The 25,446-nt window shown below is 70.5% G+C and carries 25 protein-coding genes; 17 read left to right on the top strand and 8 right to left on the bottom strand.

Annotated elements, in window-relative coordinates; all coding sequences use genetic code 11:
• Positions 1-222 precede the first annotated feature (222 nt).
• From AC2DFQ_RS05830 to AC2DFQ_RS05855, 6 genes are all read left to right on the top strand, one after another.
• Positions 223-1,038, top strand: a complete 816-nt coding sequence (locus tag AC2DFQ_RS05830; RefSeq protein ID WP_484533239.1) for an alpha/beta hydrolase — start codon at positions 223-225, stop codon at positions 1,036-1,038.
• 223 nt (positions 1,039-1,261) lie between these two features.
• Positions 1,262-2,002 carry an SDR family NAD(P)-dependent oxidoreductase gene (locus AC2DFQ_RS05835; protein WP_484533240.1) on the top strand — a complete coding sequence of 247 codons (741 nt, stop codon included), beginning with the start codon at positions 1,262-1,264 and terminating at the stop codon, positions 2,000-2,002.
• Positions 2,003-2,249: 247 nt separating this feature from the next.
• Positions 2,250-3,725 (top strand): amidohydrolase family protein, encoded by a 1,476-nt coding sequence (locus tag AC2DFQ_RS05840; RefSeq protein ID WP_484533241.1) that lies wholly within the window; start codon positions 2,250-2,252, stop codon positions 3,723-3,725.
• Positions 3,726-3,788: 63 nt separating this feature from the next.
• Positions 3,789-4,229: a GNAT family N-acetyltransferase gene (locus tag AC2DFQ_RS05845; RefSeq protein WP_484508254.1), complete on the top strand. Its 441-nt coding sequence runs from the start codon at positions 3,789-3,791 to the stop codon at positions 4,227-4,229.
• Positions 4,226-4,768 carry a GNAT family N-acetyltransferase gene (locus tag AC2DFQ_RS05850; RefSeq protein WP_484533242.1) on the top strand — a complete coding sequence of 181 codons (543 nt, stop codon included), beginning with the start codon at positions 4,226-4,228 and terminating at the stop codon, positions 4,766-4,768. The genes AC2DFQ_RS05845 and AC2DFQ_RS05850 overlap by 4 nt, the downstream gene beginning before the upstream one ends.
• Positions 4,769-4,848: 80 nt before the next feature.
• On the top strand, positions 4,849-5,682 hold the full coding sequence (locus tag AC2DFQ_RS05855) for an aldo/keto reductase (RefSeq protein ID WP_484508256.1): 834 nt from the start codon (positions 4,849-4,851) through the stop codon (positions 5,680-5,682).
• A 70-nt stretch (positions 5,683-5,752) separates the two neighbouring features.
• On the opposite strand, the gene AC2DFQ_RS05860 is transcribed toward AC2DFQ_RS05855, so the two are convergent.
• From AC2DFQ_RS05860 to AC2DFQ_RS05880, 5 genes are all read right to left on the bottom strand, one after another.
• Positions 5,753-6,634, bottom strand: a complete 882-nt coding sequence (locus AC2DFQ_RS05860) for a DMT family transporter (RefSeq protein ID WP_484533243.1) — start codon at positions 6,632-6,634, stop codon at positions 5,753-5,755.
• 41 nt (positions 6,635-6,675) lie between these two features.
• Complete coding sequence (locus AC2DFQ_RS05865; RefSeq protein WP_484533244.1) at positions 6,676-6,897, bottom strand: hypothetical protein; 222 nt, start codon at positions 6,895-6,897, stop codon at positions 6,676-6,678.
• Positions 6,898-6,959: 62 nt separating this feature from the next.
• Positions 6,960-7,373, bottom strand: a complete 414-nt coding sequence (locus AC2DFQ_RS05870) for a VOC family protein (protein ID WP_484508259.1) — start codon at positions 7,371-7,373, stop codon at positions 6,960-6,962.
• A gap of 49 nt (positions 7,374-7,422) precedes the next feature.
• A complete protein-coding gene (locus AC2DFQ_RS05875; protein ID WP_484533245.1) occupies positions 7,423-8,409 on the bottom strand; it encodes a DNA-3-methyladenine glycosylase family protein in 987 nt (328 codons plus the stop codon).
• 129 nt (positions 8,410-8,538) lie between these two features.
• Entirely contained in the window at positions 8,539-9,270 is a 732-nt protein-coding gene (locus AC2DFQ_RS05880; protein WP_484508261.1) for a winged helix-turn-helix domain-containing protein, read from the bottom strand.
• 528 nt (positions 9,271-9,798) lie between these two features.
• Here AC2DFQ_RS05880 and AC2DFQ_RS05885 point away from each other — a divergent pair.
• The 10 genes from AC2DFQ_RS05885 (at position 9,799) to AC2DFQ_RS05930 (ending at position 19,528) form a co-directional block, all read left to right on the top strand.
• Positions 9,799-10,824: a LacI family DNA-binding transcriptional regulator gene (locus tag AC2DFQ_RS05885; protein ID WP_484533246.1), complete on the top strand. Its 1,026-nt coding sequence runs from the start codon at positions 9,799-9,801 to the stop codon at positions 10,822-10,824.
• Between the two features lie 114 nt (positions 10,825-10,938).
• Positions 10,939-12,249 carry an ABC transporter substrate-binding protein gene (locus AC2DFQ_RS05890; protein WP_484508263.1) on the top strand — a complete coding sequence of 437 codons (1,311 nt, stop codon included), beginning with the start codon at positions 10,939-10,941 and terminating at the stop codon, positions 12,247-12,249.
• A gap of 71 nt (positions 12,250-12,320) precedes the next feature.
• A complete protein-coding gene (locus AC2DFQ_RS05895; RefSeq protein ID WP_484533247.1) occupies positions 12,321-13,292 on the top strand; it encodes a carbohydrate ABC transporter permease in 972 nt (323 codons plus the stop codon).
• Positions 13,292-14,203, top strand: coding sequence for a carbohydrate ABC transporter permease (locus AC2DFQ_RS05900; protein WP_484533248.1), 912 nt, complete (start codon positions 13,292-13,294; stop codon positions 14,201-14,203). Before AC2DFQ_RS05895 ends, AC2DFQ_RS05900 begins: the two co-directional genes overlap by 1 nt.
• The gene (gene yicI / locus AC2DFQ_RS05905; RefSeq protein ID WP_484533249.1) at positions 14,203-16,434 is read left to right on the top strand and encodes an alpha-xylosidase; all 2,232 of its coding nucleotides are present in this window, start codon (positions 14,203-14,205) and stop codon (positions 16,432-16,434) included. Before AC2DFQ_RS05900 ends, yicI begins: the two co-directional genes overlap by 1 nt.
• Positions 16,431-17,873 (top strand): GH1 family beta-glucosidase, encoded by a 1,443-nt coding sequence (locus tag AC2DFQ_RS05910; protein WP_484533250.1) that lies wholly within the window; start codon positions 16,431-16,433, stop codon positions 17,871-17,873. Before yicI ends, AC2DFQ_RS05910 begins: the two co-directional genes overlap by 4 nt.
• 25 nt (positions 17,874-17,898) lie before the next feature.
• Positions 17,899-18,471, top strand: coding sequence for a P-loop NTPase family protein (locus tag AC2DFQ_RS05915; RefSeq protein ID WP_484533251.1), 573 nt, complete (start codon positions 17,899-17,901; stop codon positions 18,469-18,471).
• Positions 18,468-18,767: a GNAT family N-acetyltransferase gene (locus AC2DFQ_RS05920; protein WP_484508268.1), complete on the top strand. Its 300-nt coding sequence runs from the start codon at positions 18,468-18,470 to the stop codon at positions 18,765-18,767. Before AC2DFQ_RS05915 ends, AC2DFQ_RS05920 begins: the two co-directional genes overlap by 4 nt.
• Positions 18,768-18,866: 99 nt before the next feature.
• Positions 18,867-19,118: a hypothetical protein gene (locus tag AC2DFQ_RS05925; protein WP_484508269.1), complete on the top strand. Its 252-nt coding sequence runs from the start codon at positions 18,867-18,869 to the stop codon at positions 19,116-19,118.
• Positions 19,119-19,120: 2 nt separating this feature from the next.
• Entirely contained in the window at positions 19,121-19,528 is a 408-nt protein-coding gene (locus AC2DFQ_RS05930) for a hypothetical protein (protein WP_484508270.1), read from the top strand.
• Positions 19,529-19,639: 111 nt separating this feature from the next.
• Here AC2DFQ_RS05930 and AC2DFQ_RS05935 read toward each other — a convergent pair whose 3' ends face one another.
• Both AC2DFQ_RS05935 and AC2DFQ_RS05940 read right to left on the bottom strand, forming a co-directional pair.
• Positions 19,640-23,596, bottom strand: coding sequence for an IPT/TIG domain-containing protein (locus AC2DFQ_RS05935; RefSeq protein ID WP_484533252.1), 3,957 nt, complete (start codon positions 23,594-23,596; stop codon positions 19,640-19,642).
• A 148-nt stretch (positions 23,597-23,744) separates the two neighbouring features.
• Positions 23,745-24,497, bottom strand: coding sequence for an alpha/beta fold hydrolase (locus AC2DFQ_RS05940; RefSeq protein WP_484533253.1), 753 nt, complete (start codon positions 24,495-24,497; stop codon positions 23,745-23,747).
• Positions 24,498-24,551: 54 nt separating this feature from the next.
• Here AC2DFQ_RS05940 and AC2DFQ_RS05945 point away from each other — a divergent pair, with 54 nt between their 5' ends.
• Complete coding sequence (locus AC2DFQ_RS05945; RefSeq protein ID WP_484533254.1) at positions 24,552-24,845, top strand: DUF2277 domain-containing protein; 294 nt, start codon at positions 24,552-24,554, stop codon at positions 24,843-24,845.
• A 27-nt stretch (positions 24,846-24,872) separates the two neighbouring features.
• Here AC2DFQ_RS05945 and AC2DFQ_RS05950 read toward each other — a convergent pair whose 3' ends face one another.
• Positions 24,873-25,361 carry an 8-oxo-dGTP diphosphatase gene (locus AC2DFQ_RS05950; protein ID WP_484508274.1) on the bottom strand — a complete coding sequence of 163 codons (489 nt, stop codon included), beginning with the start codon at positions 25,359-25,361 and terminating at the stop codon, positions 24,873-24,875.
• Between the last annotated feature and the right edge of the window lie 85 nt (positions 25,362-25,446).

Here is a 25,446-nt window from a genome sequence, read left to right on the forward strand (position 1 = left end):
GCCGACCTGCTGCGACGGGTCCGGCCTCCGGCGGACGTGCCGGCGACGGGCGCTGTGGCGCCGCGGGACCGCCCGCGCGCTGATGCCCCGGACGCGGCACCCGCACGACCCGATGCCGGACGGGCGAGGGCGCGGCATCGTCGTGCGGCGCTGGCGTGGGATCGCAAGGAACTCGAGACGGTCGGAACGGCCGGTCCCGCGGTCCGAACGGCCGAGCATACGGTGCCTGTCCCCGGGTTCCCCTCGGTGCGCGTCCGCATCTACTACCCGACCGGCGCGGACACCACGGCGAGCGACGCGCGCGTCCCGGCATGGCTGACGTTCTTCGGCGGCGCATTCCGCATCGGCGGCATCGACTATCCCACGACGGATGCCGCGAACCGACGTCGCGCGTCCGAGGCATCCGTCGCAATGGTGGCCGTCGACTATGCCCTCGCCCCCGAGCATCGCTTCCCGACCCAGATCGAACAGGCCTACGCGGCGCTCGAGTGGCTGTACGAGAACGCCCACGACCTCGGCATCGACCCCGATCGCATCGGCGTCGCCGGGGTGTCGGCGGGGGCGTCGCTCGCGGCGGCGCTGACGCTGGCCAATCGCGACCGCTCGGGTCTTCCCATCCGCCTGCAGGTGCTGGAGGTGCCGGTCGCCGACCTCACGGGGCGCCACATCGACCTGCGCGCGACCCGCGCACTCGGCATCCCCAGCTTCCTGGCCATGCGGGAACTCCGTTCCGTCGCGCGCACCTACCTGCCGCATTCATCCGATGCCCGCGATGCCCTCGCCTCACCCTTGCTCGCCGAGTCGCATGCGGGCCTGCCCGAAGCGGCGATCTTCACCGCCGAGTACGACCCGCTTCGCGGCGACGGTGCAGCGTACGCGGCACGTCTCCGCGCCGACGGTGTCGAAGCCAGTGCGGTGCAGTACCTCGGAGTGACCCACGACGTCGCAATCTTCACCGGCGCGCTTCCTGCCGCGCGTCGCTGGCACCGCGACGTGGTGGCCGCGCTCGCGCGACTCCACGAGCCGGGACGCCGCTGACGCCGCTGACGCCGCTGATGCCTGGTCGCCAGCGATGTCAGCGGCCGCGCGACACGACGTCCACCTGGGTCTCGTCGTCCCCGCGACGCCGTACCCCGTTTACCCACGGACTCGTAAACATCCAGGGTTATCATCGCGGGCGCACGGGGCCCTGCTCACCAGGCAGCGGCACCGCGCAGAGAAGAAAACTCCTACTCATGAACCAGGATGAAGGAACGAGTCGATGACTGAAGCGAACCAAGAGTTCGATGGCAAGACCGTCGTCGTGACCGGCGGCACCATCGGAATCGGCCGGGCCGCCGTGAACGCTTTCGCGGCCGCAGGCGCCCGCGTGATCGCGGTCGGCCGTGACAGCGTGCGCGGTGCGGAAATCGTCAGGGAGGCCTCCGGCGACGTCCGCTTCGTGGCAGCGGATCTGTCGAAGGTCGGGGAGACGCGCCGTCTCGCGGAAACCACAGGACCCGTCGATGTGCTCGTCACGAGCGCGGGGTACCATTCCCCGCCCGGAGCGGCCGCCGAGACCAGCGAGGCGGACTTCGCCCAGACCCTCGCCGTGAACGTCACCGCTCCCTTCTTCCTCTCCGCCGCCTACGCGCCGGCCATGGCCGAGCGCGGATCCGGGGCCATCGTGCACGTGTCCAGTGGGAACGCGACACGGGATCAGAAGGGATTCGCGGCATACAACGTGTCGAAGGCGGCACTGAATGCGGTGGTGCGTGCGTTCGCCAACGAGTGGGGCCCGTCGGGAGTGCGCGTGAACGCCGTCGCGCCCGGTCCGACTCGCACACCGTACGCGGAGCAGTTCGGTTCCGCGGTCGATGAGCTGATGGCCCGCACGCCACTCGGGCGTCCGGGGTCGGTGGAACAGGTCTCCGACGCGATCCTCTTCCTCGCGTCGGACCGCTCCAGCCACACCACGGGAGCCGTCCTGCCCGTCGACGGCGGTCAGTTGATCTTCATCTGACCGGTCGCCCACCTCCCGGGGTGCGACATCGACCTGCGCGAGACCCGCGCACTCGGCATCCCGGGTTTCCTCGCAATGAGGGAGCTCCGTTCCGGCGCTCGCGCGACTCCACGAGCCGGGCAGGGGACGGGCTGCGTCTTCGGCCCCGCGGAGATCGATAACGTGAGGGAATGATCGCCTCCCCACTCCCGCCCGCGCACGCCGCGGATCGGTCATCGCGGCTCCCACGGCGTGCGGGAGCGGCGGCGTGAGCGCCCTCGTTCTGGCCGGAGGCCGCGTCGTGGACCCGGGCACCGGGTTCGACGGCACCGCGGACGTGCTCATCGAGAACGGCCGGATCACCGCGATCGGCCCGGATCTCAGACCCGCCGGTGCCCGGGTCGTGGACGTGTCCGGCAGGATCGTGGGACCGGGGTTCGTCGACTTGCACAGCCACGTGAACAGCGTCGCCGGGCAGCGGCTCCAGGCGATGGACGGCGTGACCACGGCCCTCGAGCTCGAGGCCGGGCTGCTGCCCGTGGAACGCGCGTACGCGCGCGCCGCGGAGGAGGGACGACCCATCAATTTCGGGTTCTCGGCGTCGTGGGCGATGGCGCGGGCGGAGGTCCTGTCGGGCCGTGTCGCCGACGCGGACTTCATCGGAGGGCTCGCGATGCTGGGGGATCCGGCCTGGCAGCAGGACTCCACGCCCGCCCAGCTGACCGCGTGGCTGTCACGACTCGAGGCGGAGCTGGCCGGCGGCGCCCTCGGCATCGGGATTCTGCAGGGGTACGCCCCGCGGACCGACCCCGCCGAATATCGCGCCGTCAGCGCGTTGGCCGCGAGGGCCGGTGCCCCCACGTTCACGCACGTGCGGGAGATCGTCGAGGCTGACCCGACGACGCCCATCGACGGCACCGTCGAGGCCGCGCAGATGGCCATGGAGTTCGGCGGTCAGGTGCATCACTGCCACGTCAACAGCACGTCACGCCGCCACATCGACCGCGTGCTCCGCACCATCGACGATGCCCGGACAGGCGGGGCGACCATCACCGTGGAGGCCTACCCCTACGGCGCCGGGAGCACCGGGATCGGCGCCGCCTTCCTCGCGCCCGAGCGGTTGCCGGCGTGGGGCCTCACCGCGCAGAACCTCGTGATCGTCGCCACCGGCGAGCGGATCCGCGACGAGGCGCACCTCCGACACCTGCGCGCGATCGACCCGGGGGCCGCGTGCATCGTCGAGTTCCTGGACGAGAACAACCCCGCCGATCGGATGCTGCTCGAGCAGTCGCTCGCGTTTCCCGACAGCATCGTCGCCTCGGATGCGATGCATGTCACCTGGCCGGACGGTTCCACCGACACGCGCCAATGGCCGCTTCCCCCCGGGGGTATGACGCATCCGCGCACCTCCGGCACCTTCGCTCGGTCCCTCCGCACCATGGTGCGCGAACGCGGGGTGTGGACGTGGCTCGATGCGTTCCGCCGCTGCAGCTACCTGCCGGCGCGCGTCCTCGACCTCGTCGCCCCCTCGTTCCGGGCCAAGGGGCATCTCGGCGTGGGGGCCGATGCCGACATCGCGGTGATCGACCCAGAACGCATCACCGACCAGGCGACGTACCTGGACTCCACGAGACCCTCCGTCGGCGTCCAGCACCTTCTCGTGCGGGGCGAATTCGTCGTCCGCGACGGTGACATCGTCCTCGACGCGTACCCCGGCCGCGGTCTTCGCGCCCAGCCGCGGTGAGTCACCGGCTCCGCGACCGCGCCGTCGGACTCAGCACCGGATGGGACACGGTAGCGTAGCCGGATGCCCGAGATCCGCCGCTCCGTTGTCGCCGAGATCGACCCGACGACGCTCTACCGAATCATGTGGTTGCGCGTCAGCGTGTTCGTCGTCGAGCAGAAGGTCGCCTACCCCGAGATCGACGGCCGTGAGATCGAGCCCGGCGCGGAGCTCCTGTGGACCGAGGAGGGTGAGGCCGTGCTCGCCACCCTGCGGATCCTGCAGGATGACGGCGCTCTCCGCATCGGTCGCGTGGTCACGGCAGCCGCCGCACGCGGCCGCGGCTACGCCGCTGACCTCATGCGCGCGGCCATCGAGCGCTGCGAGCGGCGCGACCCCGGTGCGCCCATCAACCTCGACGCGCTGTTTCCGCTCGAGGGCTGGTACACGCGCTTCGGATTCGCGCGCTCGGGCGAGCCCTTCGAAGAAGACGGAGTCCTTCACATCCCGATGAGGCGGCCGTGACCCCGCTCCGCACCCATCGGCTGACCCTTCGCGACTGGACGACCGACCCCGACGATCTCGACTTCGTGCTCGACATGTATTCGCGCGGGGACGTGCAGCGCTACCTCGGGCGCTCGCCGCGCCTCATGGTCGACGTGGAGGTGGCCCGCGCGGCGGTGGGGCGGTGGACGGCGCTCGAGGACGGACCCCTCAGCGTCCGCGCGATCACCACGCACCAGGGCGAGAGGGTGGGCAGCCTGCTCCTGAAGCGCATCCCGTGGTCGGCGGATGCCGTGCCGCCCGGCACGCCCGAGGACATCGAGATCGGCTGGCACCTGCATCCGGGCGCGTGGGGCCACGGGTATGCGTCGGAGGCGGCCGCCGCCGTGCTGCAGGAGGCATGGGATGGCGGCATCCCGCGGGTGATCGCGGTGACGAACCCCTTGAACCTCCCCTCCCAGGCGGTCTGCCGGCGGATCGGGATGAGGGCTCGCGGCGCCACCGACCGGTATTACGGCACGACGTGCGAGCTGTTCGAGATCGCGTCGCCCCGACGGTGAATCCGACCGCCCGGTAGCGCGGTTCCTGGTCGGCGCACAACCCGCCGGTGACGGCGCCGCCGCCGCGGGAGGATGGGCCCATGGCCGAGATCCCCACGCTCTCCTTGAACGACGGCACCGCCTTCCCCGAGCTTGGACTCGGCACGTACCACCTGCGCGGGTCGGAAGGGGTGGAGGCGATGCTCGCGGCGCTGGACACCGGCTACCGTCTCCTCGACTCCGCGGTGAACTACCGGAACGAGACGGAAGTCGGCGAGGCGGTGCGGCGGAGCGCCGTCCCGCGCGACGAGATCCTCGTCACGACGAAGATCCCGGGCCGCGACCACGGGTACGCGGAGGCGACCGCCAGCGCGCGGCGCTCCCTCGAGACGCTGGGGCTCGACCGCATCGACCTGTACCTCATCCACTGGCCCAACCCGAGCGTGGACAAGTACGTCGACACGTGGCGGGCGATGATCGACCTGCGCGCGTTCGGGCTCGTCCGCTCGATCGGCGTCTCGAACTTCACCGAGCCGATGCTCCGGCGGCTCGTGGACGAGACCGGCGAGGTGCCCGCGGTCAACCAGGTGGAGCTGCATCCCTACTTCCCGCAGGACGATCTCCGTGCCGTGCACGCCGAGCTCGGTATCCGCACGGAGAGCTGGAGTCCGTTGGCCCGGCGGAGCGAGCTGCTGAGCGAATCGGTCGTGACGGAGATCGCCGCCATCCACGGGGTGACCCCCACCCAGGCGGTGCTGCGCTGGCACGTGCAGCTCGGCTCCACCCCGATCCCGAAGTCATCCGACCCCGCGCGGCAGCGGGAGAACGCCGACGTGTTCGGCTTCGAGCTCACCGCCGACGAGGTCGACGCGCTCTCGGCGCTCCGCCGCGGGCGCCTGTGGGATGCCGACCCCGACACGCACGAGGAGATGTGAGCGCGAGAAACGACAATCCCGGCGAGACGGCACGCGCCGCGCCCTTTCCCGTCCGGAACGTCGTTTCTCGCTAGCGGTGGACGGCCTCGGGGAGCACCGAGCCGGGCGGGCTGGGTTCCACCCGCGGAGTCGCAAGAATTGCCAGCAGCACGCCCGCCAGCGCGATCGCGCCGCCCAGCGCCTTCACCGGGTCGAGGGTCTCGCCCAGCAGCAGGGCCAACGCGTAACCGAAAGCGGGGATGGCGGCCGTGGCCACCCCCGACACCGCGGCCGGCACGCGCTCCGCGCCGTAGTTGAAGAGCACGAGCGTGGGGGCGGTCACCACCAGCGCCAGCACCAGGATGCTGATCACCCCGCGGTCGTCCGCCGGCAACGCGAGGGTGCCCGTCACCGCCTCCCACCCGAGCCAGGGGAGCATCAGCGCCGTGCCCCACACGCCCGTGGCGGTGGCGAGCGACAGCGCGTCCGGGGCATCCGCCCGCCCCCCGTCCCGGCGGAGCAGCACGGTGTAGATCGCGTAGGAGGCCAGCGCTCCCACGTTGAGCACCACGCCGAGGTCGAGACGGAACCCGGATGCGGCGACCAGCGCGACGCCGATGGTCGCGAGCGTCAACCCGGCGATGGTGCGGCCGGAGAGCCGCTCGCGGATGATGACGACCGCCGCGACCGCGGTGAGGACCGGCAGGAGCGAGACCACGAGCGCGGCCGTGCCGGGAGTCGTGAAGAGCAGGCCGATGTTGGCGAGCGCGTAGTACAGCGTCACGCCGGTCAACCCCAGAAGGATGGTGCGCGGCTGACGCAGCGTCCGCGCGAACGCCGGGCGGCGAAGGGCGAGCGGCACGAGGATGACCAGCGCCAGGCCGAAGCGGCTGACCGACAGGACAGCAGGCGAGGCGGTCTCCAGGACCCAGCCCGACAGGACGTAGGCGAACGACCACAGGATCACTGACACGCCGATCGCACTGATCGGCAGCCACCGGGCCACGGGCGGCGTCAGAGCTCGATGCCGCGGTCGTCGTCGTTCACGCCGGAATTGCGTCCCCGCCACGACTCGTACGCGATCAGCCAACCGATGGAGATGACCGCTCCCAGCACGATGCCCAGCCACACGTTCTGCAGCACGAGTCCGACCAGCACGCCCAGCACCAGGAGAAGCACGGTGCCGATGATCCACTGGGTGCGGCCGCGCGGCCAGCCGGTGCGGGGTTCGGACATACGCACAGCCTAGAGCCTGGGAGGACAGCTCCCCGAGCACACCGCCACCGCGCGCCCGTCGCTCAGGAAGAGGGCGCGATCGAGATCATCCAGGACACCCCGAAGCGGTCGGTCAGCATCCCGAAGCGCCCGCCCCACGGCGGCGCGTCCAGCGGCATCGTGACCGTGCCGTCCTCGGAGAGCGCGCTCCAGTACCGCTCGAGCGTCGCCTCGTCGTCGCCGCTGAGCGACACGGAGAACCCGGCGGGCGGGGAGTATGGCATGGTGCTCGGGGTGTCGGATGCCATGAGCATGAAGCCGTCGGGTGTCTCGAGCTGCGCGTGCATCACGAGATCGTTCTCCGCTGCATCCTGGCCCATGTCATAGGACGCGAAGGTGTCGATCGTCAGCTCGCCGCCGAAGACCGCGTGGTAGAACTCCATCGCGCCGCGCGCGGAGTCTCGGAAGGACAGGTAGGGGTTGAGGGTCGTTGCCATGGCGACAGTGTCGTGCGGGGTGCCGACATTGCGGACAGCTGCGTCGCGGTCACCGGTGGCGGTGGTCTTCGGGATGCATGCGCGGCCCCCGGCGCGGCTCGATCACTCCGCTGGCGTAGATGAGGCGGATGACCCGTTGACGCTGACCTGCCCACGGGGCCAGCAACTCCAGCATCCCGTCGTCATCGACACGGGAGCCCGTCAGCGCGTAGCCGACGTGGTGCGCGAGATGGAAATCCCCGACGCTGACGGCGTCGGGGTCGCCGAACGCCCGGATGCGCGTCTCCGCGCTCGTCCAGACCCCCACCCCGCGGAGGCTCGTGAACACCCGGTCGCGTTCTTCGCCACCGGATGCGGCCGCCGCGGCCCGCGAGACCGCGTCGGCCCGTGCCGCGGCTTCGACGATGGTGCGCGACTGCGGCGGTTCGAGCCCGGCCCGGTGCCAGGCCCACGAGGGGACGCGACGCCAGCCGTCCGCGTCGGGCGGGGCGAACAGGGGCCGGGGGGTGGGGCCGGGGGCGCGCTCGCCGTACCACGTGACGATCCGCCGCCAGGCGGCGAACGCCTGGATGGCCGTGACCTTCTGTTCCATGATGGCGCTGGCCAGCGCGTCGAAGACGAGATCGGTGCGCCCGATGCGGAGACCCGGATTGCGCCGATGCACCTCGCCGAGGAATGGATGCTCGGAGCAGTCGAATCCGCCGGCGTCGTCGTGGGCGCCGCAGAGTGCCGGTAGTTGGGAGAGGGCCCATTCCGCCCCGGGCCCCCACGCGGCGCCGCGGACGATCCCGCCCGGTCCTTCGCGCAGGGCGAGGGTGGCCGCCCCCTCCGGTGTGCGGCTGGCCCGCCAGATGACGCCGCCGGCCGTGACCATCGTGGGGTCGCCGGGGCCATGGCGCTGGGCGAGCACGGCGCGCGGAAGATCGAGCGCATGCGCCGGACGGTACACGGTCTCGAGAGGCCGGGGGTGCACCGGGCGGGGATCACGGGCCGTCCGGGTCTGCGTATCGCGCACGCGCACGCCGATCGGCCTCATGCCCGCCACCTTACGTCCTCCCGGTGACACGCCGCCTGAGCGCGACGCCGCGGATGGTGCGGGGACAGCATCCGCCGGCTCAGCGGAATCCAGGCGGCCGATCCTGTCCCCTGAAGGTGGAGCGGGAGCTCAGACGCGGTCGGGGGAGGGGGTGCCGTGGCCGAAGCGGATCACGACGTCGGCGTGCCGATCGAACCGGTATCCCGCGCCGCGAACCGTCCGGACGATGTCCTCGTAACGGCCGAGCTTGGCGCGAAGGCGGCGGACGTGCACATCGATGGTCCGCTCGCCCGGGGTCTCGTCATCCGACGCGCCCTGCCACAGTGACCCGACCAGTTCGCTGCGGTCGATCGTGCGGCCCTCCCGCAGCACGAGGTACTGCAGCAGCTCGAACTCCTTGAACGTGAAGGCGGCGGATTCTCCGTCGATGAGGACGCGCTTGCGGGAGATGTCGACGACCACGCCGCCGGCCAGGCCCTCGGCGTCGTCGGGCTCGTTCTTGGTGCGGGCCACGGCCGAGGGCTCATGCAGGGCGAGGCGAACGACATCCACATCCCGACCGCCGGACCCGGTGGGGGCGAGGGCGACGGTGGCGTACGTCTGAGCGCTGGGCGCGAGGTCGGCGAGGGTGCGGCGCAGGGCGTCCACGAGAGCACCGAGGCTCACGCCGTCGGCGGCCGCCTTGACCTCGTCGATGCCGACATAGAGGGCGAAGCCGCGGGGCGCGGTACCCGGCGGGAGGTGTCGGGCCGGCGATGCGGGGGCTGCCGGCGCAACGGGGGAGGGGGCGGCGTCGGGGGAGGTCACGGCGCGAAGGTGGCGGACGGCGGTGGGGCGGTCGAGAAGGGCAGTGGTCGACATGATGATGGGTGTCCTAAGAAGGGGGAACCTGCGCTCGAACGAACAGCCGGTTCGGGTACGAGAGGGAGGGCCGCGATGGCCAGGGAGGAGGCGTCCGGGTACGCGTGATCGACGCGACATCCGGTGCGCTCGTGGACGATCTGCTCGGCATTCAGAAGCGCGAGCCGGCGTCCGGCGGAGTCACCGAGTCAGCGACACATTCGACACGAACCAACGCGGCCGGCCATCATCATGCCGGCAGTCCCGTTCGCCTCCCAGGCGGACAGAGAACGCGCGTTGTCAGTCATGGGGCCGATTATGTCGGAATGCGTCACCGCGCGTCAAATGTGCCGGCCGCCGCGACGCGTTTGTTTCACTTCATGACGGGCGCCACAGGAGCTTCCAGGAGTCCTCCCGCAGATATGTTGCGCAGTCCGGCAAATCTCTTGTGCCGCAGGAGGCGATGACCTAACGTATCTGTCGAAGCGCTTCCCGTAAGCGCTTCGACACCAGGTAAGTGCGGCCTCGGTCGCGGACGATGGAGTCGCAATGGCGAAGATCGACGAAGTGGCCAAGGCCGCCGGCGTGTCGATCAGCACCGTCTCCTATGCGCTCAGTGGCAAGCGGCCCGTCGCCAAAGACACCCGCGAACGCATTGAGCGAGCCGTCCGCGAATTGGGCTACAGCCCCAACGCGGGCGCGCGGATGCTGGCGGGCGATCGCACCCATATCTTCGCCCTCACCGAGCCGCTTCGGCCGGACACGCACGCGCCGACGCACATGGCGTTCGTGCTGGCGGCGACCATCGCCGCGCGGCGGCAGGATTACGACATCCTGCTGCTCACCGACGAAGAGGCACAGGCGGGCATGAGTCGGGTCGCAGCGTCCGGCCTGGTCGACGGCATCATCGTGCTGGATGTCGCGCCCGACGACCCGCGCGTCGCCCTCGCGCGCGCCATCGACACCCCGTCCATCTTCATCGGCGTTCCCGACGATCACGAGGGCTTGGTCTGCGTGGACCTGGACTTCGAACGAGCTGCTGCCATGGCGGTCGACGCCCTCCTGGACTCGGGCCACGAGCGCATCGCCCTGATCGGTCAGACCGACATCGCCTACCGCACGTCGAACTTCCCCCCGCGGGTGCGCAATCGCGCGGCGGAGCGGGCAGCCGAGCGTGGCGTCGAGCTGGCATTCCGGGCTTCGGGGGCGGTGATGGCCGACCCGCTCGCAACGCGGCGCGCCGTTGCCGAGCTGCTCGAATCAGGTGTCACCGGGATCATGCTGCACTGCGCGCAGGAAGCGCACACGGCAGCGCTCGAGGAGCTCATCGCATCCGGCGCATCCCTTCCGGGCACCGTCTCGGTCGTTGCGGTGGGAGCGACCTTCGACACCGCGGCGATGCCGACACCCGTCGACACGATCCCGCTCATCCCGCAGGCCTCCTGCGACCTTGCTGTCGAGCTGGCCGTCCGTTCGCTCGGGCCCGATCGCCCGGCGCCCGGGTTGCACCTCATCCCTCCGACGTACCTCGCGCGCGGTACGGTCGCGCGCTCTGCCGTCTCCTCTCCCTCCTGACAGTCCCGTCCCGTCCATCCGCATGCCCATTGTCGAAGCGCTTCGACAACTCATTCCGCCCGGTCCCACCCTCACAGAAATCTCAGGCAAGTCCCCCAGAAAGGAGTGCCGACGATGGCACGAATCACCGGAAACACACGGCGTCGCACCGCTGCCGCCCTGGCCACAGCGGCGGTCGCCGCGCTCGCTCTCAGCTCCTGCTCCGGCGGGGGCGGTGAGGGTGCCGGCGACGACACCCTCACCCTCTGGCACTACGAGGGCGACAACAGCGCCATGGGCATCGCCTGGGCGGAGGCGATCGAGGTCTTCGAAGAGGAGACGGGCGCAACGGTCGAGTTCGAGGAGCGCAGCTTCGAGCAGATCCGCTCCACTGCGAGCCAGGTGCTCAACTCCGATGAAGCACCCGACCTGATGGAGTTCAACAAGGGCAACGCGACCGCGGGCTTCCTTGCGAGCCAGGGGCTGATCGCCGACATCAGCGACGCGGTCGAGGAGTACGGCTGGGACGGCCAGCTGGCCTCGGCGCTGCAGACCACGGCGCGGTACGACGAGGACGGCGTCATGGGTTCGGGCGCCTGGTACGGCGTACCCAACTACGGCGAGTTCGTCACGGTCTACTACAACAAGGATGCCTTCGCCGCCGCCGGGCTCGAGGTGCCGACGACCTACGACGAGTTCATCGCCGTGCTCGACGCCTTCCAGGCGCAGGGGATCACGCCGCTGGCGGAGGCAGGCCTGGAGTACCCGCTCGGTCAGCTCTGGTACCAGCTCGCGCTGAGCCAGGCCGACCGGCAGTGGGTCAGCGACTACCAGCTGTACGAGAACCCGGTCGACTGGACCGGAGACGAGGTCAGCTACGCCACCGAGACGATCCTCGAGTACGCCGACAGGGGCTACTTCTCCCCGGACGTCACGGGCCAGAAGGCCGAGGACGCGGGTCTGTCGTTCATCAACGGCACCGCACCGATCTTCGTGTCCGGCAGCTGGTGGTACGGACGCTTCGTCGACGAGATCGACGGGTTCGATTTCGGCCTGTTCCCCTTCCCCGACAGCGACCTGAGCCTCGGATCCTCGGGCAACCTCTGGGTGGTCCCCGAACGGGCGGAGAACAAGGAACTCGCGTACGAGTTCATCGACATCACCATGCGCCCCGAGATCCAGGCGCTCATCGGCAACAACGGCGGTCTGCCCGTCGCCGCGGATGAGGCGGACATCACCGACCCGAAGAGCCTCGAGCTCATCCAGGCCTTCAACGCCGTCAACGAGCAGGACGGGCTGTCGTTCTACCCGGACTGGCCCACGCCGACGTTCTACGACACCCTCGTCGCCGAGCTCCAGGAGCTGGTCAACGGCACCAAGACGGCCGCAGAGGTTCAGGAAGCCCTCGGCGCGGAGTACGACTCCTACGTCGACGACTTCCGCTGATCGACCCGGGTGGCCCGCCGTGCGGCGGGCCACCCGCATCCCCTCATCCATCCACGTCCGAGGAGCCGGCGATGTCCGCTGTTCCCTTCCTCCGCGCCCCGCGGGCCACGCTCCCCCCTGAGGAGCCGCTGATTCCCCAGCGCCGGGGAGGTACGGCCGGCTACTGGCCGTACCTCGTGCCGGGCCTCCTGCTGGCCACCGTGATCGTGGTCATCCCGCTGATCTGGAACGTCTATCTGAGCTTCACCGACTGGCGGGGTATCCGCCCTCCGGAGTTCATCGGTCTGGAGAACTGGATCGAGCTGATGGGCGACGCCAAGTTCTGGACGTCCTTCGGCAACAGCATCTGGATGATCATCGCGATGGTCGTCTTCCCGACGATCATCGGGCTCGTCCTCGCCGCCCTCCTGTTCGATGTGATCGGCCGCAAGTTCGGCGGGCGGTTGGCGAGCTTCCTCCGCGCCACCTACTACCTCCCGCAGATCCTCCCCGCCGCCATCGCCGGCATCGTCATCGGCTGGATCCTGCGGCCGCAGGACGGCGCGTTGAACACTCTCCTCGAGAACGTCGGGCTCGGCTTCCTCGCCCACAACTGGCTGGGTTCGCCCGACACGGCGCTCGGGGCGATCATGGTCGTCCTCGTCTGGATCCAGATCGGCTACCCGGTCGTGGTGTTCATGGCCGCTCTCCAGCGCGTGGACCCCGAGCTGTACGAGGCGGCCGAGCTCGACGGCGCGAATTGGTTCCAACGCTTCCGCGCCATCACGGTGAGCATCATCCGCCCGGAGATCTATGTCGTCACCCTCACGTGCACGATCGCCGCGCTGAAGGTGTTCGGGCCCGTGTACGTCCTCACGCGCGGGGGACCGGGCACCTCCACGATCGTCCCCGCGTACTACGCGTACAGCGAGTTCTTCCAGTCGCAGCAGGTGGGCTACGGCGCCACCATCGCCACGGCGCTCACGGTCGTCATCGCGATCGTGTCGATTCTGTTCATCCGCGCGCAGAACAGCGCGGAGCGCAAGGAAAGGGCGGGACTGTGATGGCCGCCACGATGGCCGTGACCACGACCACGACCGCTCCCCCCGCCAAGCCGCGCTCCCCGCGGGCCCGGGCGCGAGGTGGAATGACGAAGAAGCGCGGTGTGGACTGGCTGCTGCTGGCCTTCGCGGTCGTCGCCGCGATCGTCATCATCGCGCCGTTCTACCTGATTCTCATCAACTCGTTCAAGTCGCCCGCCGACTACTCCAACGGCGGGCCGCTCGCGCTGCCGACGGCGCTGAACTTCGACGGCATCGTCGCGTTCTGGGAGCGGGTGAACTTCCCGCAGAAGGTCTGGAACTCGTTCTTCGTTGCCGGGATGGTGTCGGTCCTGGCGGTGCTGATCTCGGTGCTGAACGCCTTCGCGATCGGCATCGGGCGGGTCCGCGGACGCGCGTGGATCGTCCTGTTGTTCCTGCTGGCCAACCTGCTGCCGCAGGAGGCGCTGCTGTACCCGCTGTACTACATGTTCCGCGAGGTGGGGCTGTACAACAACGTGTGGTCGGTGATCATCGTCTTCACCGTCATCCAGGCCGCGTTCGGCACGTACCTGTTGTCGTCGGTGTACGGCACGTTCCCCAAGGAGGTGCTCGAGGCCGCCTCGATCGACGGCGCCAGCCGGTGGCAGATCCTCTGGCGCGTCATCATCCCGATCAGCCGCCCCACGCTCTCTGTGCTGCTCATCTTCTTCTTCATCTGGACCTGGAACGAGTTCCTCATCCCGCTCACGTTCCTCGTCTCCAACGAGAACCAGACCGTGCCGGTCGCGATCGCCGTCCTCCAGGGCGACCGACTCATGGATGTCACGACCACGAGCGCCTCGGCCCTTCTCGGCCTCATCCCCACCCTCCTTTTCTTCCTCATCTTCCAGCGCACCCTCACGCGCGGCATCACCGCAGGAGCAGTCAAGTAATGAAGTTCACCGATGGTTTCTGGCAGCTGCGACCGGGCGTCACCGCCCTGTACGGTCAGGATGCGTACGACATCCGCGAGACGCAGACGGTCGACGGTCCGGGCATTCGCGTCATCGCCCCGACGAAGGTCATCGAACGCCGCGGCGACACCCTCAACCGGCCGGTCCTCACCGTGACCCTCTCTTCGCCGCTGGCGGGCGTGGTGCGCGTGCGGGTGGAGCATCACACCGGCGGCGGCCGGGGGCTGTCGTTCGCCCTGCCGGGCGCGGCGGGGAACGCGGCATCCGTCGAGGTGGATGCGGCGGGCGCGAGCCTGCGCACGGGTGACCTGACGGCGGAGGTCTCCTCCGGCGCACCGTGGTCGCTGTCGTTCGCCTCGGCCGGGCGCCCCCTCACCGCGAGCGGACCCAAGGGGCAGGGCTACATCACCCTCACCGACGACGCCCAGGTCGACCCGGGAATCGTGGGGAACGCCCGCGCCGGCACTCCGGCCGGCCGCCCCCGCGCTTTCGTGCACGAGCAGCTCGAGCTCGGCGTGGGCGAGCTCATCTACGGTCTGGGCGAACGCTTCGGCCCCCTCGTGAAGAACGGCCAGAGCGTCGACATCTGGAACGCCGACGGGGGAACCTCCAGCGAACAGGCGTACAAGAACGTGCCGTTCTACCTCTCCAACCGCGGCTACGGCGTGCTCGTGAACGACCCCGGTCACGTCTCCTTCGAGGTGGGATCCGAAGCGGTCGAGCGCGTGCAGTTCTCGGTGCCGGGCGAGGCTCTGGAGTACTTCGTGATCGACGGGCCCACGCCGAAGGACGTCCTCTCGCGCTACACCGCCCTCACCGGCCGCCCCCCGGTGGTGCCGGCCTGGTCGTACGGGCTGTGGCTGTCCACGAGCTTCACCACCGACTACGACGAGGCCACGGTCACGTCCTTCCTCGACGAGATGGCTCGACGCGAGCTGCCCCTCTCCGTGTTCCACTTCGACTGCTTCTGGATGCGCGAATTCCAGTGGACCGACTTCGAGTGGGACGAACGCGTCTTCCCCGACCCCGACGGGATGCTGCAGCGTCTGCACGACCGCGATCTGCGGGTGTGCGTGTGGATCAACCCGTACATCGCACAGGCGGCGCCCCTGTTCGCCGAGGCCGCCGAGCAGGGCTTCCTCGTGAAGCGCCCCGACGGGTCGGTGTGGCAGTGGGATCTGTGGCAGGCCGGCATGGGGCTCGTCGACTTCACCAACCCCGATGCCACGCGCTGGTACCAGGAGAAGCTTCGCGCCCTGGTCGCGCAGGGCGTCGACTGCTTCAAGACCGACTTCGGCGAGCGCATCCCCACCGACGTCGTGTACGCCGACGGCAGCGCCCCGGACCGCATGCACAACCTCTACACGCACCTGTACAACAAGGCCGTCTTCGATGTGCTCGAGGAGACCCGCGGCGAGGGCGAGGCGGTGCTGTTCGCCCGCTCGGCCACGGCCGGCGGTCAGACGATGCCCGTGCACTGGGGCGGCGACTCCACCTCGACGTTCGTCTCCATGGCCGAGACCCTCCGGGGCGGTCTGTCGCTGGCGATGAGCGGGTTCGCCCACTGGAGCCACGACATCGGCGGTTTCGAGGGCACCCCGGATGCGGCGGTTTTCAAGCGCTGGACCGCGTTCGGGCTGCTCGGCACCCACAGCCGGTTCCACGGCTCGGAGTCGTACCGCGTCCCGTGGCAGTTCGATGAAGAGGCCGTCGATGTCACCCGCACCTTCACACAGCTGAAGATGCGCCTCATGCCGTACCTGTACCAGGCCGGCATCCAGGCGGCAGAAACCGGTGTGCCGGTCTTGCGGCCGATGGCGCTGGAGTTTCCGGATGACCCGGCCGCGGCGCACCTGGACCGGCAGTACATGCTGGGGGCCGACCTCCTGGTCGCGCCGGTCTTCTCCGCCGAGGGCCAGGTGGAGTTCTATCTCCCCGCGGGGGAGTGGACGCACCTCCTCACCGGAGAGACCGTGACCGGCGGCACGTGGCGCCGCGAACGCCACGGGTTCGACAGCCTTCCGCTGTATGTCCGGCCCGGCACCGTGCTGCCGTGGGGCGCGCGCACCGATCGTCCCGACTACGACTACCTCGACGGCCTCACGCTCCGGGTGTTCCCGGGCGGGGAGGGCGCCGCCGACGTGCGGATCACCGCCCCCGACGGACGCACCGCCGTCCTCTCCGCCGATCGTTCGGAGGTCACCCGATGACCATGACCGTCCCCGCTGGCGCCACCGACTATCGCGACAGCGGCCTCGTCTTCCCCGAAGGGTTCACCTTCGGCTCGGCGACGGCCTCCTACCAGGTGGAAGGAGCCGCCCGCGAGGACGGCCGCGGCCCGTCGATCTGGGACACGTTCAGCAAGACGCCGGGCAAGGTGTGGCACGGCGACACGGGCGACGTGGCGTGCGATCACTATCACCGGTGGGAACCCGACCTCGACCTGATGTCGGACCTGGGTCTCGGTGCGTACCGCTTCTCGATCGCCTGGCCCCGGATCATGCCCACCGGAAGGGGGCCCGTGAACCAGGCCGGCCTGGACTTCTACTCGCGCCTCGTGGACGGGCTCCTCGAGCGCGGCATCCGTCCTGTCGCAACGCTCTACCACTGGGACCTGCCGCAGGCCCTCGAGGATGCCGGCGGCTGGGCGGCCCGCGCGACCGCCGACGCGTTCGAACGCTATGCCGAAGTCGTCGGCGCGGCGCTGGGCGACCGCATCCACACCTGGACCACCCTCAACGAGCCCTGGTGCTCGGCGTACCTCGGGTACGGCCAGGGCGGGCATGCGCCCGGGCGGCGGGACCCGGCAGCGGCGCTGGCCGCGGTGCACCACCTCAACCTCGCGCACGGGCGCGCCGTGCAGGCGCTGCGGGCGACGTCCACCGGCGACCCCGAGTACTCGGTGACCTTGAACTTCCACGTCGCGCGCGGGCGCGGCGACGGTGGCGCGGAGGCGGTGCGCCGCGTCGAGGCGCTGGCCAACCGCGCGTTCACCGGCCCCATGCTGCGCGGCGAGTACCCCGCCGACCTGCTGGAGGACACCGCATCCGTCACCGACTGGTCTTTCGTCAAGGATGGCGACCTGGGGTCCATCCACCAGCCGATCGACGTTCTCGGCGTCAACTACTACTCCACCGTCACCGTGCAGATGTGGGACGGGGTGTCGCCCCAGCAGCACAACGATGGCCACAAGGCCGCCGGTGGCGGCACGGCGTGGCCCGGCAGTGACGGCGTCGTGGAGTTCCTGGAGCAGCCGGGGCCGTACACCTCCATGGGATGGAACATCGCCCCCGAGGGACTCGAGGAGCTGCTGGTCTCGCTGGGCGACCAGTTCCCCGGGCAGCCGCTCATGGTCACCGAGAACGGCGCCGCGTTCGACGACGTCGTCGCGGAGGACGGCTCCGTGCCCGATCCCGAACGCGTCGATTACCTGCGTCGCCACTTCACCGCCGCGCACCGGGCGATCGAGAAGGGCGTGGATCTGCGCGGCTACTTCGTGTGGTCGCTCATGGACAATTTCGAGTGGGGCTACGGGTACTCCAAGCGGTTCGGGATCGTGCGCGTCGACTTCGACACGCTCGAACGCACCGTGAAGGACAGTGGCCGTTGGTACGGCGAACTCGCGCGCACCGGGGTTCTCCCCGCCTGAGCGCCCTCTGGCAGACTCGGCACCTGTGAAGCTGCGGATCGTCGGGGTGTCAGGGGCGGGCAAGACCCGCCTGGCGCGGGAGGCCGGCGCCGCGCTCGGACTTCCCGTGCTCGAATTGGACGCGGTCTTCTGGGCCGCGGGATGGCAGCACCGCGACGTCGAGGAGGCGCGCGCGTTGGTCCGCGAGTTCGCCTCGACCCACCCCGACGGATGGATCGTCGAGGGCAACTGGAGCTCGAAGCTGAACGGGCTGCTCGATCCCGGGACTCCGGGCGGGGCCGACGCGTTCGTGTGGCTCGATCATCCGCGGAGCGTGGTCATGCGCCGGGTCGTCGTGCGCACCCTGCGACGCGGACTCACGCGCGAGGAACTGTGGCACGGCAACCGCGAGCGGCCCTCAGGCTGGCTGCGATGGGCGCCCGAGCACAACATCGTTCGCTGGGCCTGGGTGCAGCATCCGGTTCAGCGGACGCGGATGCAGGCGAGGATCGCCGGGGGAGCGTCGGTGGTGCGCCTGGCCGGTCAGAAGGACGCGGATGCGTGGCTCGCGGGGGTGGCGGAGCCCGGTGCCCCAGACAGGCGTACCCTGTCGGGGTGACCGAACTGCGCTTCACTGACGAGAAAGACGCCTCGCGCTACACGCTGCACTGCGGCGACGATCTCGTGAGCGTGCTGGAGTACCGCGACGACGGTCGCTCTGTCGCGATGACCCGCGCGTACACGATCCCGACGTTCCGTGGGCACGGCTACGCGGGAGAGTTGGTCGACCGTGCCGTGGCACAACTGGAAGCCGCGGGCGACCGCGAGGTGATCCCGGTGTGCTGGTACGTCGAGGAGTGGTTCGACGCGAACCCCGACCGCGCCGGGATCCTGCGCGCACGCCACTCCGCCTGACAGAGCGCTCGGCGGCGAAGTCGTCGCAGCCGGCCCGTCAAGCCCCTGCGTCCGGTCGGGGTGAGGCGGGAGGGTGGAACGCGACGGAAGGAATGTGCCATGGATGATCGCGATCTGCCCGAGGGTGTCATCAACGCCGACCCGCCCGGCGGGTGGGAAAGCGGGGCCGCCGCAGACGGCGAGACGGCGAGACGGAACCAGGACGCCCAGGGTTCGTCGGAGTTGACCGACCCCGGCCTCGACCCGCACGGATCCAACGGCGCGACCGATACCGGCGCCGATGCGCCGGTCGAGAGCGACGTGCCCACCCAGGTCGCCGACCCCGACCTGTCCACCGATGAGGAGAGCTGACGATGTCGGGTACTGCCAACGAGTTCGACGAGCCGGGCGGGAACTACCCCGACCGCAATGACGAGTCCCCGATCGAGCCGGCGGGCGACGAGGATCGCGGGGGCGAGGACGCCACCATCCAGCACGGCGAGGCGCCCTCGACCGTGCAGGGCGGCGCCGTGGCGCCCGATGCTCAGGCGCCGACGGCGGGCTCGGGATCCAGCGACACGCAGGATGCCCCGGCGATGGACATGCACGATGCCTCGGACGAGGAGCGGGTGAACGGGATCGTCGCGCAGACCCGTGCCGACGTGGGTGACGCCCCGCAGGAGCGCATCGCCGAGGTTCTGCGCCAGCGCTTCTCCGAGACCGGGACCGACGTCGGGGAGGACCGCATCCGAGCGCTCGCGGCGGAGATCGCGCAGCGCTGACCTTCCGGCGGCGCCGCGCCACGGATCGCGGCTCGCGGAAGGATGCCGAGTCGTCTGCACAAAAGGGAGGGCCGCACCGGATGTCCGGTGCGGCCCTCCCTTTGTGCGAGGTCAGGCGGTGCGGCGTCGCAGGAGCCGCAGGGCCGCGCCTCCGCCGAGGAGCAGCAACGCGATCCCGGCGAGAGCGACGGGTACCTCAGCACCCGTGGCCGGAAGCACCGCCGGCCCGGGGAAGTAGCCGAAGCCCCCCGCCAGTGAGCCGGTGCCGCATGTGCCGCCGCCGACCACGCTGACGGTCACCGCACCGGTGGTCGTCCGCGCCGGTGCCGTCGCGCGGATCTCCGTGTCGCTGATGACCGTGAAGCTCGGCGACGCGGTGCCACCGAAGAGCACGGCCGTAGCTCCCGTGAAGCACGAGCCGGTGATGGTCACCGTGGTGCCGCCGCCGGTCGGGCCGCTCCCCGGCGTGACGGAGTCCACAGCGGTCACCGGGGTGTACGTGAACACGCCCGCGTCACTGCTTCCGGCGGGGCCGGTGACCACGACATCCGCGGTGCCGGGCGTACCCGCCGGAGCGGTGATCCGCAGCTCCGTGTCGCTGACCACGACGAGCCCGGTCCCGGGAGCCCCGTCGAAGGTCACGCCGGTGACGCCCGTGAAGTTCACGCCGGTGATGGTCACCACCGTTCCTCCGGTCTCGGGCCCGGCCGCGGGATCGATCGTCCCGATCACCGGGTCATCGGTGTACTCATAGGCATCGGGAAGCGTGTCGGTCCCGCACGCGTCGGCACCCTCCACGGTGACATCCACGATGCCGGTGCCCGCCGGAACGGTCGCCGTGATCTGGGTGTCGCTGTCGACGGTGAAGGATGTCGCCGGCACGCCGCCGAACGATACCCCCGTGGCGCCGGTGAAGCAGTCGCCCGTGATCACGACCGTGTTCCCGCCGGCGAACGGCCCGCCCGGAGGCGTCACCGCGTCCACCTCGGTGCCCTCGATGTAGGCGAACGACAGCGGCGGCGCGTCGCCGTTGGGGTGCGTCACCACGACGGCGGCGTTCCCCGGGACGTGCGCCGGGCTCGTCACCGTGATCTGCGTGTCGCTGTCGACGGTGAAGACCGTGCCGGGCGCCCCGTCGAAGGTGACGCCGCTCGCACCGGTGAAGCCCTCACCGGTGATGACGACCACCGTGCCGCCGTCCTCGGGTCCCTGGTTCGGCGTGAGCGAGGCGATGCTCGGCACGTTGAGGTACAGGAAGTCGCCGGCATCGACGTCGCCACCGGGGTGCACGACCGTGACCGTCACGGGGCCCGGCGCGTGCGGCGGTGCCACGACCCGGATCTCCGTGTCGCTGATCACCTCGACCGTGCCTGCGGAGATGCCGTCGAAGGTGACATCCGTCGTGCCGTCGAAGCCGGAGCCGATGATCGTCACTGGCGTGCCGCCGGTCTCCGGCCCCTCGGCGGGGTCGAGATCGGTCACGACCGGAGGCAGGAAGTACTCGAACGCGTCGGGCGCTTCCGCCGTGCCGCAATCGCCCGCGCCGACGACGGTCACGTCGACCGCGCCTTCGCCCGCTCCGGCGGGGACGACCGCCGTGATCGTCGTGTCGTTCACGACCGTGAAGCTCGTCGCCGCGATGCCGTCGAACTCCACGGCGGTGGCACCCGTGAAGCACGACCCGGTGATCGTCACCGTCGTGCCGCCCGCCACCGGACCGGCGTCGGGGGAGACGGACGAGATGTCCGCGACGGCGAAGTACTCGAAGTCGAACCCTGCCGAGTCGCCGGCGGCGTTCGTCACGATGACGTCGACTCCGCCGGGCGCGTGCGGCGGCGAGACCGCCCTGATCAGCGTGTCACTGATGACCTCGAACTCCGTCGCGTCGATGCCGTCGAAGGTCACGGCCGTCGTCCCGGTGAAGTCGACGCCGGTGATCTCCACCGTCGTGCCACCGGTCTCGGGGCCCCGGTCGGGGTCGATCCCCGTGATGGTCGGGGCGCCGGGGTTGACGTAGGTGAACCCGTCCTCGATCGTCGCGTTCCCGCACTCGGTCGGGTTGACGATGGTGACGTCGGCGAGACCGGCGGTGCCCGGCGGGGTGGTGACGGTCAGCTGGGTGTCGCTGACGACGTCGAGATCGGTCCCGGCGACACCGTCGAAGAGCACCTCGGTCGCACCGGTGAGGCAGACGCCGGTGATCGTGACCACGGTGCCGCCCTCCGTCGTGCCGGAATCGGGAGCAATGGCGGTCACGGCCGTGACGGGGTAGTACTCGAAGACGAGTGACGTGTTCGTCCCGTCCGGGCCCGTGACGGCGACCGTCACGACTCCGGGGGCTGCTCCCGCCGGGGTGACCACCGTCAGGCTGGTGTCCGAGTCGACGAGGAGTTCCGTGCCGGGCACTCCGCCGAACGTCACGTCGGTCACGCCCGAGAGGCCGGTTCCCGTGATCGTCACGGGGGTTCCGCCGGTCACCGGCCCGCGGGGCGGATCGATCGCGAGCCCGGCAGGCGGAGCCAGTGCCACGGCGCGCACGGTGGCCGAGGCCAGGCGCAGAGTGATCACGCTCGGACCGAGGTCGGGAGCGATCCGCAGCTGCACCGCGCGCTGGGTGAATGACCCGGCATCCGTCCCGGCGGCGTTGCGGAACGTGCCAGGGCGCTCCTGCACGTTGACGGTGATCTCCACGACCTCATTGACCGCGCCGAGGAGCGGCGCGAGCGCCGTCACGGCCCCGCTCGTGGTGGTGTCGAGATATGCCTCGAATGCGGCGGGGTCGAGGGCCGGCTCGAGGATGGCACCCACCGCGGGCACCAGCGTTGCCGTCACGTAGTCCTCGATCGGGCCGGTGAGAAGGTCGAGGTCGACCGCCGCGGGCAGTCCGGGCGCGGCCACGCTCACCGCGGGCTCCGCGGCCCCGGGGAGGTCGAGGAAGCCCCCCACCGTGCCGTCGACGTCGATCACCAGTTCGCCCAGGGGCACTCCGCCGACGGTGAGGCTGGTCGCGACCCCGATGTCGAGAGACGCGGCGTTCAGAGCGTCCTCGATCGTCGAGGGAAGAATGCCGGTCAGCAGGCCGCTGATCGTCGAGTCGATCGCGGAGATGACCGCGGCATCGCTCAGCAGCACGGTGTTCGGATCGAGACCGTTCAGGCCCTGGAGCTCCTCCAAGTCCAGGATGACGGTGCCGGTGGACAGCACGATCGTCACGCCGTCCTCGGTCAGGGGCGTGGCCGCGGCGGCCGCGAGGGCGGCACCCAGGTCGACGTCCACCTCGACCGTCGGGGTCCCGAGCACGACCGCTCCCGCGAGCCGGTCGCCGAGCTCGTCGGAGACGACCCCGAGCAGCCCGGCCGCGTCCACGTCCAGTGCTTCGACGGCGGCGTCGAGATCTGCGACCTCCGCGGTCAGGCTCGCGTACAGCTCCGCGAGGGCGGGCGACTGCAGGATGAGGTCACCGCTCGCGATCTGGTAGTCGCTGTCGATCGTGGCACCGGTGGTGGTGCGGGTGGCGCTCGCCTCGGCGGCGAGGGCACCCAGCTCGAGCGAGGCGCTGCTGATGACATCCGCGGCACCCAGGGCCGAGAGCACCGGGGTCAGGTCCACGGTGGTGTTCTCACCCGGAGCGCCCGTACCGGCCGCGATTGCGCCGTCGGCTCCGATGAGGCCGGAGGACGCGAAGGCCCCGGTCGCGTCCGTCCGGGCGTACTGATCGACAGCCCCCAGCTCTACGACGTCATTGCCGTCGAAGAGCTGGACGCCGAGCCCGAGGTCCAGAAATCCGAGCGCATCGACGTCGAGCGCCTGACTCGACTCCCCACCCGGCGGAAAGGCGTTGTACGGTGCCTCGAGCGTCGCCAGGGTGTCGATGTTCACCGCGCCGCCCGAGCCGGAAAGGAACAACCCCTCCGCCTCCGCGCGATCGCCCGGTGCCGCCAACGCCGGCGTCGCTCCCGCGATGACGAGCGCCGCTGCCAGAGCCGCCGACGTCGACGCGATGGCGCGCCGTCGCCTCCTCGACCCGCCGCGCCGTCCGCTTCCGTCTGTCCGATTCGTTCCCGACACGAACTGCCCCATTCACCGTCGGTCGGACGGCTTGCCCCCTGCCAGTCGTCGCCTTCGGTCCTCGGAACGTAGCGGCCCGGGCGTCCGACACTTTAACCGTTGACACCGGTGGACACGGCACGCCAATATTTTCTGCTCGCGCCGCGTGTCAGGCGGTGGTGAACGCCAGGATGCGCGCTGCCGCGGGCGCCGCATCCCGGATCATCATCTCGTGTCCGCAGTCGGGAATCTCCTCCAGCCGGCCGTCGGGCAGCGTCTCCGCGACGAAGCGGCACCAATCCCGCGGGCAGACCGGATCGTGCGCGCCGCGCAGCACGAGCGTCGGCACTTTCACCCGCGGAAGGGTGTTCTCCGGCCGATGCGCCAGCATCGCCCGGAACTTGCGCCTCAGGTGCGGCCCGGCGCGGACGTACTCGCGGGCGCCGGCGAAGATGACCTTCGGATGCTCGTTCGCGACGTCGCGCAGGAGCCGCCACCCCTGGACGATGAGGTTGCGTGCGCGGCGGTCGACGGTGGGGGCAGCCAGGACGAGGCAGGACACGATGCCGGGGTGGCGGGCGGCCACCTCCAGCGCCACCTGCGAGCCCATCGAGTGTCCGACGATCACGATCCGGCCAGGGACGCGCGCGACGAGGAAGGCGGCGACGAGGTCCGCCATCCGCTCGATCGTGGGCGTGCGGGCGGGTTCCGGGGCCTCGCCGTAGCCGGGCAGGTCGACCGCGATCATGCGGCCGTGCCGGCGGAGGTGCCGCGCCGCGTCCGCGAAGACAGTACGGCCCATGCCGATCCCGTGCACCAGCACGAACGTCGTCGCCCCGACGCCCTGGGCTTCGGCTACGAGGGTCGACCCGGAAGCGGTGAACGAGCTGACCGACGCATCATCGCTCAGTTCAGGCTCCACCCCTCGACGCTACTGGCTCTGGATGCCGAGACCCGACGCGCGTACCGTGGCGGCATGTGCCGGAACATCCACACCCTCCACAACTTCGCACCGGCCGCCACCGAGGAGGAGATCCACGCCGCGGCGCTGCAGTACGTGCGGAAGATCGCCGGAACGACCAAGCCCTCCCGCGCGAACCAGGAGGCGTTCGACCGGGCAGTGGCCGACATCGCGCATGCCACCGAGCACCTGCTCCACGACCTGGTGGCCGTCGCACCGCCGAAGGACCGCGACGAGGAAGCCGCGAAGGCGCGTGCCCGCGCGGAGCGCTCCGGCCGGTACGAACCGCGCGTCGCCGCTGCATCCTGACCGGGTGTCGGCGGCGAGCGTCCGGCGTTAAGCGACCGAGCGGGGCCCCTCCGCCACGACGGTGGCGAGGTCGTCTCCGAACGTGTACGTCGCGCTGACCGATCCGCCGCGGAGGACGTCGGGGAGCCACCGTGCCGCGTCGTCCCACATCCGGGCGAACGGAATGCCGTCGACGGGAAACCAGGCCGGCACGATCTCTTCCGTCTCGACCGGCTCGCCCTCCCACCGGCGGCACGTGAAGACATGCGAGCGCTGCGACCAGGCCGGTCGCGCCGGGAAGAGGTAGTCGAGCACTCCGGCCGGCACGAGGTGGGCAGCATCCACCCGCAGCCCCGTCTCCTCCGTGATCTCCCGGACGGCGCCGTCCCGCACGCTCTCGCCGGGCTCCACCTTGCCGCCGATGCCGACGACGCGGCCGAGCCCGAGTCCGCGGCGCTTGTAGCCGAGGAGCACGTCGAGCCCCCCGTCCACGCGATCACGGAGGAGGTAGACGACGCACACGTCGGGCAGATCCACGCCCCGAGGCTAGCCGCGTCGTGTTTCCGTCGTGTAGCGCGCGCGCGTCCCGTCGAGTCGCCAGCATCCGCGGGATTCCGGCGCG

It is taken from the genome of Microbacterium sp. Z11_20 (assembly GCF_057197605.1).

Bases quoted from the DNA above. Each gene is read 5' to 3' on its own strand.
- yicI (WP_484533249.1), top strand. From the start codon at position 14,203: ATGAAGTTCACCGATGGTTTCTGGCAGCTGCGACCGGGCGTCACCGCC.
- AC2DFQ_RS05895 (WP_484533247.1), top strand. From the start codon at position 12,321: ATGTCCGCTGTTCCCTTCCTCCGCGCCCCGCGGGCCACGCTCCCCCCT.
- AC2DFQ_RS05875 (WP_484533245.1), bottom strand. From the start codon at position 8,409: ATGAGGCCGATCGGCGTGCGCGTGCGCGATACGCAGACCCGGACGGCC.
- AC2DFQ_RS05910 (WP_484533250.1), top strand. From the start codon at position 16,431: ATGACCATGACCGTCCCCGCTGGCGCCACCGACTATCGCGACAGCGGC.
- AC2DFQ_RS05900 (WP_484533248.1), top strand. From the start codon at position 13,292: ATGGCCGCCACGATGGCCGTGACCACGACCACGACCGCTCCCCCCGCC.
- AC2DFQ_RS05835 (WP_484533240.1), top strand. From the start codon at position 1,262: ATGACTGAAGCGAACCAAGAGTTCGATGGCAAGACCGTCGTCGTGACC.
- AC2DFQ_RS05925 (WP_484508269.1), top strand. From the start codon at position 18,867: ATGGATGATCGCGATCTGCCCGAGGGTGTCATCAACGCCGACCCGCCC.
- AC2DFQ_RS05870 (WP_484508259.1), bottom strand. From the start codon at position 7,373: ATGGCAACGACCCTCAACCCCTACCTGTCCTTCCGAGACTCCGCGCGC.
- AC2DFQ_RS05865 (WP_484533244.1), bottom strand. From the start codon at position 6,897: ATGTCCGAACCCCGCACCGGCTGGCCGCGCGGCCGCACCCAGTGGATC.
- AC2DFQ_RS05855 (WP_484508256.1), top strand. From the start codon at position 4,849: ATGGCCGAGATCCCCACGCTCTCCTTGAACGACGGCACCGCCTTCCCC.
- AC2DFQ_RS05945 (WP_484533254.1), top strand. From the start codon at position 24,552: ATGTGCCGGAACATCCACACCCTCCACAACTTCGCACCGGCCGCCACC.
- AC2DFQ_RS05880 (WP_484508261.1), bottom strand. From the start codon at position 9,270: ATGTCGACCACTGCCCTTCTCGACCGCCCCACCGCCGTCCGCCACCTT.
- AC2DFQ_RS05845 (WP_484508254.1), top strand. From the start codon at position 3,789: ATGCCCGAGATCCGCCGCTCCGTTGTCGCCGAGATCGACCCGACGACG.
- AC2DFQ_RS05930 (WP_484508270.1), top strand. From the start codon at position 19,121: ATGTCGGGTACTGCCAACGAGTTCGACGAGCCGGGCGGGAACTACCCC.
- AC2DFQ_RS05890 (WP_484508263.1), top strand. From the start codon at position 10,939: ATGGCACGAATCACCGGAAACACACGGCGTCGCACCGCTGCCGCCCTG.
- AC2DFQ_RS05885 (WP_484533246.1), top strand. From the start codon at position 9,799: ATGGCGAAGATCGACGAAGTGGCCAAGGCCGCCGGCGTGTCGATCAGC.